This window comes from Paenibacillus sp. DMB20 (genome assembly GCF_000987955.1).
Taxonomy (GTDB): Bacteria; Bacillota; Bacilli; order Paenibacillales; family Paenibacillaceae; genus Paenibacillus_AQ.
In genome coordinates this window covers 101,147-116,286 of record NZ_LAZU01000003.1, presented here as the reverse complement: position 1 = coordinate 116,286, position 15,140 = coordinate 101,147, and the positions used below count along the sequence as shown (strand labels likewise).

At 47.5% G+C, this 15,140-nt stretch carries 12 protein-coding genes and 2 pseudogenes; 2 read left to right on the top strand and 12 right to left on the bottom strand.

The features are described from left to right. Positions 1 to 15 precede the first annotated feature (15 nt). From XI25_RS01115 to XI25_RS01090, 6 genes and pseudogenes are all read right to left on the bottom strand, one after another. Positions 16 to 750 (bottom strand): ABC transporter permease, encoded by a 735-nt coding sequence (locus XI25_RS01115; RefSeq protein ID WP_046676967.1) that lies wholly within the window; start codon positions 748 to 750, stop codon positions 16 to 18. Then, positions 743 to 1,663 carry an ABC transporter ATP-binding protein gene (locus XI25_RS01110; protein ID WP_046676966.1) on the bottom strand — a complete coding sequence of 307 codons (921 nt, stop codon included), beginning with the start codon at positions 1,661 to 1,663 and terminating at the stop codon, positions 743 to 745. The genes XI25_RS01115 and XI25_RS01110 overlap by 8 nt, the downstream gene beginning before the upstream one ends. Positions 1,664 to 1,760: 97 nt before the next feature. Further along, entirely contained in the window at positions 1,761 to 2,777 is a 1,017-nt protein-coding gene (locus tag XI25_RS01105) for a sensor histidine kinase (protein ID WP_046676965.1), read from the bottom strand. Further along, positions 2,767 to 3,488: pseudogene (locus XI25_RS01100) on the bottom strand (response regulator transcription factor). The gene XI25_RS01105 and the pseudogene XI25_RS01100 overlap by 11 nt, the downstream one beginning before the upstream one ends. Before the next feature lie 230 nt (positions 3,489 to 3,718). Further along, a complete protein-coding gene (locus XI25_RS01095; RefSeq protein WP_046676964.1) occupies positions 3,719 to 4,366 on the bottom strand; it encodes a DUF2306 domain-containing protein in 648 nt (215 codons plus the stop codon). Between the two features lie 42 nt (positions 4,367 to 4,408). Further along, a complete protein-coding gene (locus XI25_RS01090) occupies positions 4,409 to 5,443 on the bottom strand; it encodes a DJ-1/PfpI family protein (RefSeq protein ID WP_046676963.1) in 1,035 nt (344 codons plus the stop codon). Between the two features lie 343 nt (positions 5,444 to 5,786). On the opposite strand from XI25_RS01090, the gene XI25_RS01085 reads away from it, so the two are divergent. Together XI25_RS01085 and XI25_RS01080 are read left to right on the top strand one after the other, a co-directional pair. Further along, positions 5,787 to 6,473: a response regulator transcription factor gene (locus XI25_RS01085; RefSeq protein WP_046676962.1), complete on the top strand. Its 687-nt coding sequence runs from the start codon at positions 5,787 to 5,789 to the stop codon at positions 6,471 to 6,473. Between the two features lies 1 nt (position 6,474). Then, positions 6,475 to 7,806, top strand: a complete 1,332-nt coding sequence (locus XI25_RS01080; RefSeq protein ID WP_046676961.1) for a sensor histidine kinase — start codon at positions 6,475 to 6,477, stop codon at positions 7,804 to 7,806. 195 nt (positions 7,807 to 8,001) lie between these two features. On the opposite strand, the pseudogene XI25_RS01075 reads toward XI25_RS01080, so the two are convergent. From XI25_RS01075 to XI25_RS01050, 6 genes and pseudogenes are all read right to left on the bottom strand, one after another. Beyond that, positions 8,002 to 8,413: pseudogene (locus XI25_RS01075) on the bottom strand (BlaI/MecI/CopY family transcriptional regulator). A 242-nt stretch (positions 8,414 to 8,655) separates the two neighbouring features. Next, a complete protein-coding gene (locus tag XI25_RS01070) occupies positions 8,656 to 10,533 on the bottom strand; it encodes a M56 family metallopeptidase (RefSeq protein ID WP_046676960.1) in 1,878 nt (625 codons plus the stop codon). Next, entirely contained in the window at positions 10,533 to 10,943 is a 411-nt protein-coding gene (locus XI25_RS01065) for a BlaI/MecI/CopY family transcriptional regulator (RefSeq protein ID WP_046676959.1), read from the bottom strand. The genes XI25_RS01070 and XI25_RS01065 overlap by 1 nt, the downstream gene beginning before the upstream one ends. Positions 10,944 to 11,100: 157 nt before the next feature. Then, positions 11,101 to 11,844, bottom strand: a complete 744-nt coding sequence (locus XI25_RS01060) for a hypothetical protein (RefSeq protein WP_046676958.1) — start codon at positions 11,842 to 11,844, stop codon at positions 11,101 to 11,103. Between the two features lie 170 nt (positions 11,845 to 12,014). Continuing rightward, positions 12,015 to 14,354 (bottom strand): ABC transporter permease, encoded by a 2,340-nt coding sequence (locus tag XI25_RS01055; RefSeq protein WP_046676957.1) that lies wholly within the window; start codon positions 14,352 to 14,354, stop codon positions 12,015 to 12,017. A 1-nt stretch (position 14,355) separates the two neighbouring features. After that, the gene (locus XI25_RS01050; RefSeq protein WP_046676956.1) at positions 14,356 to 15,117 is read right to left on the bottom strand and encodes an ABC transporter ATP-binding protein; all 762 of its coding nucleotides are present in this window, start codon (positions 15,115 to 15,117) and stop codon (positions 14,356 to 14,358) included. Positions 15,118 to 15,140: the final 23 nt, after the last annotated feature.

The following is a 15,140-nucleotide window of genomic DNA, read 5'->3' as shown; positions in this document are numbered from 1 at the left end:
CCGCTTGTATCCACCTTAATGAATATCCGTTTTTTTGAAGTAGACAATCGTTGCCGCGAGTCCAATAACGGACGCAGCAAGAATCGCCACATAGGAATAATGCGGAGGATATGCAGGAACAAAGCCGTTCTCCGCGATCACATGCGCTGCCGACCACGGAAAAACCGCTTTATATTCCCGGTTGGCAATCCCTACATTCCCCATCGTAATCACGGCCGTAAAAATAATCGTCGGCACATAGTTTTTGAACAGGATAGTGACAAACATCGTCGGGGTCGACAAAAGAAACAGCAGACTCCCCCCAATGAAAAACTCTTTCAGCGATTGCAGGATGACACCGGCAGACAAGCCTTCATACTGTGCCAGGAGCCCGAGAATAAAGATCAGTCCCCACGACGTAAAGGTCAATATCATGATCCAAAAAAACAGCAGCACCAGTTTGCTGACTATGAGACCGGTTCTGGACACCGGAATGGTTAGCAGATTTTTCAAAGTATCTTCCGTATATTCACGGTTAAACAGATAAGCTGTAATGACTCCGTATAACAGCGTTCCGATAAGCAGGGTCGCATACAGATTGGTCTGTGACCACACCTCGCTGAACATTACCGATTTGCCGGGGTTTTTGGCTTTGTAACCCAAATACCCGATAAAGATCATGAATGGGGCTGCTGCCGCTCCAATAAGGCTGACCATGAACATTTTGGCCCGCCTCAGCTTCAGAAGCTCGGTGTACACCAAATCAACCAATCTTCCCGCCCCCTATCAATTGGATGAAATAATCTTCCAATCTGTCCTCGCTCAACGCGATTCTCGTAACTTCAATCTGATGCTCGACCAGCATCTTGTTGATCTTCCCTTGCTGACCAATATGCGAGTAGACACGGATGATCCCCCCGTCATGCACCTCGTAGTCGGTAATGGCAAAATGCTGTTCAAGAAGCATGGCCGCCTTGTTATCATTCGCAACCTGGAACTCCAGGAATTTGCGGTTCCGCCGCCGAATCTCGGCAAAAGAAACCTCCTCAAGCAGTTTGCCTTGATGAATAATCCCGATATGATCAGCCAACTGCTCGACTTCGGATAAAATATGGCTTGAGACCAGAATCGTTATTTTTCGTTCTTCGGACAGCGATTTGATCAGATTCCGAATCTCTTTGATACCGATCGGGTCTAAACCGTTCGTAGGCTCATCCAGTATAAGCAGTTCCGGGTGATGAAGAATGGCGCGGGCGATCCCCAGCCGCTGTTTCATGCCCAGTGAAAATTTGCCGACCAGCTTGGCTGGCTCATCCTGCAGCCTGACGATTTCGAGCGCTTCTTCAATAGCATTTTTGGTGTGAACCCCCATGAGCCTGGCATTGATCAGCAGATTTTCCCGGGCCGTCAGGTTTTCATAAAAGCCTGAAAACTCGACGATGGAGCCTACTCTCCTTAATATCTCTCTCTGTTTGGCGTATAGATGTTCCCCGAACATTTCGATGGCCCCGTGCGTCTGTTTGATCAAACCGAGCAGCATGCGAATGGTCGTTGTTTTGCCAGCGCCATTTTGGCCGAGAAAGCCGTATATTTGCCCTTGCTTTACCGTCATGTTCAGGTTGTCCACCGCGGTTTGGTCGCCATATTTCTTGGTAAGTCGTGTCGTTTTTATAATTGCGTTCATTTGCTGCACCTCCTACTTTGACGCGCTTCCTCATAAGCCATAACTCTATGGTAAACAGGCGACTTTAAATGCCTCTTAAGCAGTTCTTAATTAAATCTTAACTGTTCTTTGGAAGGGAAATGGTAAAAGCGGTTTTCTGTCCCGGCTGGCTCTCAGCCCATATGTTCCCTCCATTTTTCTCGACAAGCGCCTTGGCGATGGCCAGCCCCAGGCCGCTTCCCCCGAACATAGGGTTGCGAGAGCGTTCGGTTCTGTACATTCGTTCGAACACTTTCGTCAATTCGTCTTCCGGAATGCCCTGCCCCTTATCCCATATCGTCAGATGATACGAAGCGGCATGCTCGGTCAATTCAACGCCCAATACTTTTCCCTGCTGTCCATGCTGTACCGCATTTCTCACAATATTATTTAAAATTCGCTGCACGCTGAGCCGGTCCGCAGTCACCAAGCATTTCTCCTCCGGAATGCATGCGGTCAGCTTCATGTTCGCCTGCTTCAGCACGGGCAAAAACTCAATGACCGCTTCCCGGGCCATTTCCGCCAAATCAAGCGTCTCCGGCCGCAGTGGAACCTCATCCGCATCCAGCTTGGCCAAATCGAATATTTCATCGATCAATTGTTTTAAGGCGATGGCCTTCCGCGAGATGATGCCGATATATTCCAGCTTTTCTTCGCGGGATGCGACAATATCATCGTTTAAGGCGTCCACATACCCGATAATTGAAGTAAGCGGAGTCCTTATATCATGGGAAATACTCGACAGCAGACTTTTCCTCGCCGCCTCGGATTTGATCGTCTGAACCCGGATTTTATCCAATTGATCAATCAACTTATTGATCGTGAAAATAAACTCATTAACGACAGGTTCGTCATTTGCCAGCAAACGGGTGTTTACATTCCCGCTACATGCTCTTCTCAGCACCTCAATCATGCCCGCCAGCTTCGCCTTGAACCGTAAACGCATGAGCAGCAGCATGACCGTAATTGCCGCAAGCGCAATAAATAAAGCCCCGTGCAGGAAGCCTTGGGGCTGGTTTGCTGCTTCTATCAAAATAAGTCCTGTTAACAGCAATAATTGCATGCCGATAAGGAGGATCGTTTTATCATGCTTCATCTTTTTCACCCGCAAATTTATATCCGATTCCCCACACGGTCTGAATCCATTTCGGATCGGACGGGTCGGCTTCGATCTTTTTTCTGAGCTTGCGTATATGGACCATCACCGTATTGTCATCTTCCAAATAGGCACTGCCCCATACTTGGCGGAAGATTTGCGTCTTCGTAAATACTTGCTCCGGATGGGATGCAAAAAACTTCAACAGCTCAAATTCCTTGGCCGTCAGCGCAATCTCGTCCCCTTCGATCGTCGCTGAATATTTTTTGAGATCGATAGTCAAACCTTTATGACGGATAAGCGATGCCTCGGAGTCAGCACCACTATCCGCTTCGCTGCCAAGCACCAAAAAACGCCGCAAATGGGCTTTGATTCTCGCGACTAATTCGTTGATGCTAAACGGCTTCGTCATATAATCATCGGCTCCGATGCCAAGCCCTAATATCTTGTCGATCTCCTGGTCCTTGGCCGTCAGCATCAGAATCGGAATGTTCGTCAAATGGCGCAGCTCCTGCACGCTTCGATTCCGTCGATCTTGGGCATCATCAGATCCAATAAGATTAAGTCATATTTGTGGCTCTCGAACAGACGGAGGGCTTCCTCTCCATCAACCGCCGTATCCACCTGATACAACTCTCGTTCCAAATATTTTTTGACCAGATCGCGTATTTCTTTTTCATCATCGGCTACAAGCACGCGAATATTCCCCATGTTCTCATCGACTCCATAAGTTATGTACTTTGTCATACTTCACATTCATTGACTATTTTACATGAAATGCAGCTTCTTCGGCGAATCTTTGAAGTCTTTTGGACGCGCCAAAAGACCGCAGGCTACGTCTGCGGTCTACTTCATATCAATCGCTGATCAAGAAGTGACCCGCCGGTTCCCCGCAGCTCCCAGGCATCAAATAATTCCCGGACGATTCGGGTCCAATGCGCTTATGGGGTAACCGTAACCTCTTTGTTTTGGCCGATCGTTCTGATGATGATGTCAGGAATAACCAGCAGCAGTGCAATAGAGCCATAAACGCCGATGGTGTAGCTCGTAGCGTAAACGAACCCGAATCCCTGATGAAAAAGGGAAGCGATCAGATGAATCAACATGTTCGTAAAACAAAAGGCGTAACTACGAATCATCCAGTTCCGGTGGCGAATGATCCGTTTCTTTTTGATTTGGACGAGCGCCGTAATGGTTACAAACAGCCATATCATATTTAGCGCATTGAATCCCATGCTGCTTATTTTTCCGCCGGTGGCGTAAGGCGCCATATATCCGGAAGTCAGCACGACAAGAAGTACGGACACGATATAAACGTAGCCGTTTATGCGATGGAGCCTGCGGCTTTTTTCAAAAATCCGATGAGAAAAGTTGACCAACCCCGCCGCCATGGCCATGCAGGCAAACGCAACATGAACGTACATCACGTTTAACCAGACCGGGAGATTAAGCTCGCGTTTCAGTCCGGTTTTATGGCTTAAAAAACCCTCGGCTCCGGGATCGATCATATAATTTTTAACCAAGGCGTAAAGGATAAATAGAATGCTGACACAGGCCATAAGTCCGTATAATTTTTCCCGTTTCTTCATGCAATCCAAAACCTCCGCTGAAAACTTATAAATCCTATAATCTTAGGAAACCCGCTTGCCCGTTAATTTGGATGCCGGCAGCAGGCCGGCCTTGGCGATTCCGGTCATGCGATCTCCGTCGGCGGCAACTTCGAATTTCAGGTTTAAGCGCATGGGTTTCGTAATTCGCAGCGACCAGGTAAGCTTGTTGTCCTGGAGCACGGGGTTTATAAACTCGACCGTCTCGTCCCCTTGCGTTGCCTTGCCTTGGATCATCCCATGACTGGTTGATATCGAGAGCTTCACTTGCAGTTTTCCAACCGGCGTAGCGATTAGCGTATCCCAATCCCCGTCGAAGACGGATGCCTGTATGATTTTGCCATGCAGGGTGCCGTAAGTCAATGCCGATTTGTTGTCCGAGATGCATGGTTCGTCGTCCGTCAACGCCTTATGAGCGCTGGGCGCAATTCCTTTCTCCCTCCAAACCGTTCCTCTCCGTTCAAATTCGAACAACTGCTCTATCGCGTGCGCGATACGCGGTCCAAGCTCTCGTTCCACCAGATACAGAGCTACATCGAGTCCCGAAGTTACGCCGCCGCCGGTAACCAAGTTGCCGTCGTCAACTACGCGTGCCGAAACGGGAACGGCCCCGGTTGCCTCAAGTAAATCCATGCCCAAGCGATGCGTTACCGCCGGTCTGCCTTCCAAGAGCCCACCCATGGCCAGCAACAGTGAACCGCCGCATACCGTGGCGACAACGATGTCTTTTTGCCCGAGTGCCTGTCCGATCATGCCTGTTAATTCTGTATTCATTGCCATGCCCAGAATTGCCGGGATGGAATCGGGGCCATCTCCCTCGAGGTCGCCGGATGCGCCAGGCACGAAAATGATGCCCGCACGTACCGGGTTCAGCCTGCCGCTCGCTTCAATTTTCAACCCGTTGATGCCGCTGGTCACGGACCTTGGCCCTTCGGCCGTGACGAATTCCACGCTTAACGCGTTTTCGGCATTCATTGCAGCGGCGCAAAAAACTTCGTATGGCGCAATGGCATCCAGAAGGTCGAAGCCGTCGAAAAGCACGATTTGAGCCGTTAACATAAACAAGTCCTCCTTATTTCAAGAAAAGCAATGCCGGTGCAACGCATATCGGACGTATCATGATCTACATGACACGATCCTTGAACCTACGAGCCGAATGGAAAAAACGAGAAACCGTTGTTTTCCAAGCCCATTTGAAAACCTCCTTCATCCGTTACTGTGCAAGACGAGTCCATTACTCGCGATCTTTTCCTTTCGTACTGCCAAGCGAATCATAACAAACGAATATCTCAAACAATGCTGTAAAAAGGTCACAAAACCATAAACAAATCATCACAAAACTTGAGCTCGCCTTAGTTCTTGGAGAAAAAATGATAAACTAGGATGCAAAGGTGGGATATTCATGAGTGCAGTCCATACGATACTCGTAGTAGACGATGACCAAAGTATCGTCGAACTATTGAGGGATTTTTTGGAAAACGAAAATTTTCAAGTTTTAACCGCTTGCGATACCGCTCAAGCCCTGGCCGTGTTCCGGCAGAGTTCCATTCATTGCATTGTTCTTGACATCATGATGCCGGGACAAAACGGATTTGAGTTATGTCGCCGGATTCGGGCGGAGAGCGACGTTCCTATCCTGTTCTTGAGCGCTCGCAGCGATGATGTGGACAAGATTCGAGGGCTGACCCTCGGCGGCGATGATTATATCGTCAAAACCGCTTCGCCTGGAGAGATCGTTGCCAGAGTGAAAGCCGTATTGCGGCGTTCCGTTTCCCAACAGCAAAGGGATGCCAGAATCTTGGATTATGGCCGCCTCAGGTTAAACCTGTCCGCAAGGGAAGTGGCCGTGGAAGGGAAAAACGTAACGCTCACCCCGAAGGAATATGAGCTGCTGCGATTATTTGCCGAACGCCCAAGACATGTTTTTTCCTATGAACAATTGCTTGCAAAATTTTGGGACGGAGTCGGCGACAGGCATACGATTCGGGTCCATCTCAGCAGGCTTCGCGAGAAAATCGAATCCGATCCGAACCATCCGCAGTACCTGGTCAACGTATGGGGAGTCGGGTATCGTTTCGAGGGAGGATAATATGAGGACACTACGCATTCGTACGTTCAGTATGCTTTGTTTCATCTTTATCCTCTTATTGCCCTGGATCTTCTTTGTTACTGCTCACTTTATGGAGACCAAAACGCTCAGCTTCGAAAAAGGCCGACTGCAAAATGAGACGCTGCAAAGAAATATATCGGAAATGATTCACCTCATCGAAGCGGGCTCAGGCAAATGGACGGATTCCGACTGGCAAAACCAATTGTATACGGCGCTGCGCAAAGCGAAGATGGATATTCTTATTCAATCCGCGGATGATCAGGACATTTATCGGTCTAATCCGGAACGCCGCGGTACCTCGTTGTCGACTGAACGATTCTCCATCATCAAGGACGGTCAATTGCTGGGAAGAGTCATTCTTTATCTGCCTAGATCAAATGAAGTTCAAGTCATGTCGGCCTTTGTCGGATTGCTGCTTGCTATCTTTGTTGTCGGAATGGGAATGAGACGATTCGTTCTTAAACCACTTGAGAAGATGGGTATTGCAGCCAGACAAATTGCAACAGGAGATTGGGATGTGCGGGTACCCTTGTCCAGGGTCACGGAAATCGCGGACGTACGCGACGGATTTGAAGTTATGGTAAAGGGACTTGAGCAATCCTATCAAAAACAAGCGGAATTGGAAGAAGAACGCCGATTCGTGATTGCTGCTGTCGCGCATGATTTAAGGACGCCGTTGTTCGCCTTACGAGGTTATTTGGATGGCCTGGAACAAGGGATTGCCCAAACCCCGGAGAAAATAACAAAATATGTGACGGTGTGCAAGGAAAAATCGGCGCAACTGGATCAGCTGGTAGAGGAGCTTTTCACATTTACAAAAATGGAGTATTTGGAAACGGAACTTAACAACAAGACAGTTGATCTTAAACTCATCCTCCGTAAATCGATAGACAGTCTGAGCCCGCTGGCTGGGCAAAAACATATCTCGATCTCAAGCCATGCCGCAGACGATTGCATCATTAGCGGCGACACGCACTTATTGGAGCGTGCCATGAACAATCTTTTGGATAACGCCGTCAGACACACGCCCTTGGGTGGTGAAATTGACGTTCAATGTTATAAGGAGGACAACAAAGTAAAATTTACGATACGCGATACGGGGCCGGGTTTCTCTTCGGAAGAACTGGAGCGGGTTTTTGAACCTTTGTATCGTGGCGAAATATCCAGGAATCGTTCAACCGGAGGCAGCGGATTAGGGTTAACGATTTCACAACGAATTATTAGGCGTCACGGAGGTGACCTTGCCGCAGGAAACCATTCGAATGGGGGAGCGCTGTTAACGGGTTGGATGCCTGCACACTATCAAGACTAAACATTTGGTCTATATTATTACGAAAAGCCGCCAAATCGGCGGCTTCCTGCGCGTCTATGTTTCTGTCCTCCGACATGTGCGCTCTATTTTTTGACCGCTGTTTAGCCAATTGGATCAGTCTTTTCCTCATCCCATTCGAACTCGTCCAATTAATTTTTTTGAAAAAAACTAAACATGCATGCAAAAATGGGCTGATCAGGTATCTTTCTTTTCTGGTTCTCCGCCGTTCCGGTTTTCGTCAAACAAAGTCTTCAGGTCCTCGATTTCCTGCGCATTCAGCTTTTTGTCCTGCAAAAAGTTGGCCAGCATCGGCTTCAAAGCTCCGCCGTAAAGTTTTTTCATGAAGGATTTGGTTTCGGTCTGCAGATACTCCTGCTCGCTGATGATCGGATAAAATAGTTGGATGCGCTTCGAACCCTTTTCCAGCTTCGCGCCTGCCGCTTCCTTCTGCACCAGACGACTGAGGAGCGTCCGGGTCGTATTCGGGCTCCACCCCATCAGATCCGTCATATGTTTTACGACCTCACTGGAAGGGCAATTCGGATTTGCCCACAATACAACGCATAATTTCCAGCTCAGCATCCGTAATGGACGGTATTTGGTTCATGCATGAAACCTCCAAAGTCAATTCATTCAGACTACGTATGTAGTCATACCTATGCTATAGTTTGTAGTTTGTTAAGTCAACATGTTTTATGCAGAATATTTTGGCAGTATACATCTTTTCATTTTTTTTAGATGCAAAATGAACCCGCAGCGCTTTCGGAAATCATGATCAACAAAAGAACCCATGCAATCCTATTTCCAGGACTGCATGGGCCTATCGCGCAAAATAGCTTGCTCAAAATATTATTTCTGCACTGCTTCTTTCAGAATTTCGACCTTCTGTTCCTTGGTCATATCCCATGTGGTTGAAATGCTGTATTCGAAGCCGCCTTCATGCCAAAAAACGTATTTGGGATAAACATGTGCCGGAAAGTCATCCTCAAAGAAACCTTTCTTCTTACTTCCCTCCGAGTCCAACGTATATTTAGAAATGGCCAGCTTGTCTTTCCCGTTCGTATATTCAAGACGGATGGTTGCCGCCTCTTTCCAGTCTACCTTTTTCGCGTAGATGGGTTTTCCGCTCTTCTTGCCTTCGGCCCTTACTTCATCAAGGAACTTTCCTTCGGTTGGACCTTCAATTCTCGCTGCGGAAAACTTAAATCCCTTCGGCAGGTTGGCGGGCTGTTTCAGGATGGAGCCTTCCAACGTGGAAGCTTTTTCCAAGTAGTCCTCGTAAGCAGAGAATTTTTCAATTCCTCCCCAATAACTTAGGTCGAGTCCGCTGTTAAGATCCTTATATTTATGATACAGAACGTACATATCGCCTGTCTCTTCACTAAGTTTCTTCACTCGATTGGTCTCATCTTCGATATACTTTTTTTCCTCTGGAGTTAGAGCCTTGGCTGCGGCTTCTGCTTTTTTCCGGGCCTTTTCCAGTTCTTTCTTGTAGAGCTCGCGGTCTATATCCCCATCGGGATAGATAATATCCGTCTCATTTTTCACGGCAGCTTTTGCATCCTGTTCCAATTGCACTGGAGCTTTTTGCGGTACGTTCCCCGCATTGCTTTCCTTTGCATTAACCAACGTCACGCTTCCAAGCGCGAGAATCATTCCCAGTCCCAGAATGGACAGGCGGTAGGATTTTTTGTTGAAATGTTTAATCATTTTAAGTCTCCTTTTCATTTGTTTATGCGTGGCGGACAGGCCAGCAAGCCCCGGCTGGCGTTGGTATCCTGAAAAATGCTCCAACACATGGATGATCGTTTGTCCGTATGCATTGTTTTGCTGCGGGCTCATCCGATCCAAGACGCATGCATCGCAAGCCATCTCCTGGTCTTGTCTTGCTTTATGTACAGCAAGCCATAATAACGGATTAAACCAATGGATGATCAGGATGATATGCATCAACCAGTTCACTGCCACATCCCGCCGCTGAATATGCGCGAACTCATGCGCAAGAATATATTGAAGCTGCTCCTGTTTCAATGTGATGAGCAGACTTGGCGAAATGACGATGGCCGGCTTATTAAAACCGACCACGGCAGGTCCGGGAATTCGCTCGCTGGCCAAAAACTGCACTTTTCGCTTCACGCCTAATCGCTGTTTCGTCTCGTGAAACACTGCCGATAAAAAAGGCGTATCCATTTTTCGGCCCGCGCGCAGGGCTTGTTTCAATCGAAGCTGGTCGTATACCGTTTTCGCGGCAAGAAGCAGCACGCCCGCAAGCCAAACCGACATCAGTATATTGGTGAAGCCTATTTCCTTGAACCCGCTCCACCAGAAGCTTTTCTCTTGCACGGGTCCCGATCCAAGGGATGGATCAGGTACTTCCGAAGTTCCGTTTGCTTCCGGGTTTAATGAGCGCTCGACATGAACCACTGCCTCGCTTATTCTCCCCGCTTCCTTCAAAACCGGTGTCATTTGAGTCTGTTGATGAATACCGGGCGCTATGGCCTCCAGAGACAGAACATTATATAGGCTAAGCGAAGATTCCGGGGCCCAAGGGAGCAGCAAACGAATGGCCACAGGAAGCCAAAGCCAGTATTTCCATCTGGCTTCAATCTTATTTTTTAGTAGGAATTGCAGGCTCAGAACAAGTACGATCAGGATGGAGGCCATAAACGATCCGCGAATCACCCAGCCGAAAAACAACAATAAATTTTCATGCAATGTAGGACTCATCAGGGCTCTCTCTTTTCTGTTTCCCCGTCGCCGCGGTTTTCGTCAAACAAAGCCTTCAGATCCTCGATTTCCTGCGCATTCAGCTTTTTATCCTGCAAAAAATTGGCCAGCATGGGCTTTAAAGCTCCCCCATAAAGTTTTTTCATGAAGGATTTGGTTTCGGACTGCAGATACTCCCGCTCGCTGATGATCGGATAAAATAGTTGGGTGCGTTTTGAACCCTTTTCCAACTTCGCACCCGCTGCTTCCTTCTGCACCAGACGAGTGAGGAGCGTCCGGGTCGTATTGGGGCTCCACCCCATTCGATCCGCCATTTGTTTTACGACCTCGCTGGAAGGGCTGTCCGGATTAGCCCACAATACGCGCATAATTTCCAGTTCTGCATCCGTAATCGGTGGTATTTGATTCATGCATGAAACCTCCAAAGTCAATTCAATCAGACTACATATGTAGTTATATTAATGCTACGATTGTAGTTTGATAATGTCAATATGTTTGGTGAAGAAAATTTTCTCGATTTAGTTACATGCAGTAAATATTTGCACCGCCTGTGGGCATGATGATCTATTATTTTTTCACCGCTGCTTTCAGCATTTCGATCTTCTCTTTCCTGGACATATCCAAAGAGGAGGTTGAAATGCTGTATTCAAATTTGCCGCCATCATTCCAAAAAACGTACTTTGGAAAGACATTCTTCGGCAGCTCATCGTCAAAGAACCCTTTCTTCTTGCTCCCCTCCGAATCTACCGTATACTTGGAAAAGCCCAGCGTGTCTTTTCCGTTCGTATATTTAAGACGGATGGTTGCCGCCTCTTTCCAATCTATCTTTTTCATGTAGATGGGCTTTCCGCTCTTCTTGCCTTCGGCCCTTACTTCATCAACGAACTTTCCTTTAGTTGGAGCTTCAATGACCGCTGATAAGAACTTATATCCCTTTGGCAGATTGGCAGGCTGTTGCAGAATGGATCCCTTCAGGGTTGAAGCTTTTTTCAAGTAGTCCTCATAAGTAGTGAACTCATGTATCCCTCCCCAAAAGCTAATATCAAATCCGCTATTTAACTTTGGGTATTTATGATACAAAACATACATATCACCCGACTCTTGGGTCAGTTCCTTCACTCTCTGGATCTCTTGTTCGATAAACTTTTTTTCCTCTGCAGGTATTGCCATGGTTGCTTCGGCTGTTTTTTTAGCAGCGGCTCCTTGGGTTGCTTTCTCGTAAGATTGCGCCCCCGCCACGAGGCTTGCGGAAGAACCCAATAATAAAATGCTGCTTAGTGTCGCGATTGCTACTTTCGTTGCTGCATTCATTTGGTAATGCTCCTCTCCTTTATTTTTTATTTTTTAAACTACAGCTGTAGTCGTAAATTAATACTACACCTGTAGTTCGATGATGTCAATACGGTTTGTGCAAAAATTCTTTTTTTGTTTTCGTTGAATATAAAAAAAGACCCGCAGCGGCTGCGGATCATCAATTTTTTCTATTCGGTTATCAAGCCGTGCGGAGTGATCCGCTTCATCCTGCGCGATACCAGCATCGAGATCACATAGGATACTAAAATGACTGCAACGCATAATATTATTACCAGAGGAAGATTCACAATAAGTTTCATGTTGGCGGCTCCGGAATCAAAAAGCATCAACTTCAGCACAGAATTAAAGTATCGGGAACCGAACACTCCGCCGACCATTACGCCGAGGACGACAACCGGCATAAAGCCCAAGGCAATCTGCGTCCTCAGCTGGAAGGTGGTATAGCCAATCGCTCTCAACACGCCTAATTCTCTCTTCCGTTTGCGGATGATCGTATTAACGGCCAGATACAGAATCAGGAATAAGATCAGAAGAGTGATTACGAGAATACTGGTCATGAGCGAGAAAATGGCAAAAGTGATATCCGCGCTTTGACTCTTTAACGATTCCTTTACGTCCGTAATGGCTTGAATCCTGTTTCCATATTCATCCTCAATCCTGCTTACCATATCCGTCTCGCCGGGATCATCCAGATAGACATTTATTGACATCCCTTTGTGACTGTCAATCACGCGCTCCGCCCCATCCGGGGTCAAGGATACTCCGGCCAAGGCCGAGCGAATTTCTTGACTCAATCCGGTAATCAGATAATCATGCGTGTTCTTGCCCGTCCCCACGCGAATCATATCGCCAACGACTTTATCGAGCCGCCTGGCTAATCTTCCGGAAATCGCAATTTCATTGTCAAACTCCGGATAGCGGCCCTTGAAGATCTTATTCGTGTTCATTTTTTTGAAATCGTCCGAAAACTCCGCAGTCACCATCTGGCCGTCGATCATCGTTGTGAGAGTATCCTGAATGATCGCCTTTTCTACGCCTTCCATCTGCTCTAATTCACGAAGCAATGACCCGCTATCCATTCCGGCTGCAACCTGAATTCCGATATCAGGGGTCTCGGTACCGATCATTAGAAAAAAATCCGTTTTATCCTGAGCCATATTGTAGTACAACACCACCGGAAAAACAGAGGCAAAGGTAATCGAGGCAATAATACCGGCGGTCATTATATTAAGCTTTAGATTATGAATCAGATTTTTACATCCGAGTACAAATTGCAGGCCGCCTCTGGCCTTATCCATCGGAAACCAATTCCGCTTGAAACTATGGGTCGCAATCCCTCCTCGCAAGGCAGCGATAGGGTGCAGCCGACGAATCCGTATGGATGAAAGCAAAGCTACGATAAGCACCAGCAGGCATACGATCAAAACACTGGCCAAATCCGTTCCGGGGTGAAGCCCGCCCGGCCATAGCAGTTTATTCAAATTTGAAAAAACGTCATAAAATGCGGGCATTGCCATATAAGAAGCGATTATGCCTGCAATGCTTCCCGCGAACGATACCAGCATAAATTGGAATACCATCGAGGATATGATTTGCCGACCGGTATACCCTAGCGCTTTTAGCACACCGATGTTTACCATTCCGTCGGCAATGCTGTTAGAAATCTGAAAATCGATGACAATGACCGATACCAGAACAAGTACAACCGCAAAGGCTATCAGAATCATAGCGATCATATAAACGGTCACGGTGCTATCCTTCGCCATCTTTATATCGCCGCTCCAAAAACCGGCATCCTTCGAACGGTTGGAATACGAGAAATTTTCATGGTAATCACGGAGCATCTCGCTCGAATGTTCGCTGTTGTTAAAAGTTGCCGACATTAGAACCCCGCTGGCCGATGAGCCGAGTTCCCCAAATAACTCGTTGTAGTCGTCGCCCGGCAAATAAAACTTCAGCATGCCCAGCCTGGTCGAACCCATTAACGTCGATTCAAAAAAACCTGCTACCCGATAACCATAGGTCTTATTTCGATAAGTCAGACTAAAATGATCGCCTAAACGGTAGTTCCCGTCGATCTTCAACCCGTAAGGCAGATAGATTCTCTTTCCAAATTCAGACCTGGATTCCTCAATCAGTCGCAAAGGCGCTATAGTCCGGCTGAGATCCGCGTTCAATATCGCGGCACTGGTGCTAAAATCCGTTTTTTTATACCGAATCGTGACCATGGGCAATAAAATGATTTGCTCCGTTTTCGTCTTTTCCACACCGGGATAAGCTCTAAAAAAATCTTCATGCGACGGTTCAAAGCTGTCTTTGTTCATTGCAATGCTAAGGTGAGCCTCATCCAGTTGCCTGGTCTTGTTTTCATAAAAACGGCCCATTTCAGTCATTACCGTCAGACCCATGTTCAACAGCATAGCCGCAATCAAAATCATGACAAATAAAGAGATTGTCGCGCTCTTCGCCTTTTTCATATTAGCCATGGACAATTTGAAGATATCCATGCTACCACTCCATTTCGGCCAAAAAGAAATTCAGCCTCTCTTGACGAACAAGGCTGGAACCCGGAGTGTATTCCCCGAGATCCAAGTCACCGCAGATCATACCGTCACGGAGGTAAAGAATCCGGTTGCCTCGCAGAGCCGTTTTAAGATCATGGGTAACCATCACAATGCTTTGTCCTTTGCGGTTGGCCTCAGTCATCACATCGAGCACGCTGTTGCTTGACGCCGAGTTCAGCGCTCCCGTCGGCTCATCAGCGAATACGATCCTCGGACTGTTGATCAAAGCGCGCACAATTCCGGCTCGTTGCGCCTCGCCTCCGGACAGCTGGGAGGGAAATTTTGCCCATGATTCCTCATTTAATTGCACCGCTTCCAGCAGTTGTTTGGCTTTTGCTGTTACGGCCTGCCTGTTCTTGTTCACGAGGAGCCCGCTTGCAAGGATATTATCCAGTACGGTCATATGATCCAGCAGGTAAATTTGCTGAAATACGAACCCGCAGTGAATCCTCCGAAAAATCGCAAGCTTGTCATTGCTCAAGCTGGTGAGCTTATGCCCCTCGAAATGGATTTCCCCAAGCGACGGTTTATCCATGCCGGAGAGAGCATAAAGCAGGGTCGATTTGCCTGAACCGGAACTGCCCATAATGACGGTAAAGTCGCCTTCCATTATGCTGATATCCAAATTTTTCAGAACATGCTGTTGAATTCCGCCGGTGGAGTATGTCTTGCAGAGCTTTTCCGTTCTGAGTATCGCCTTTTTCATCAATGAATCATTCCTCTGTCCAT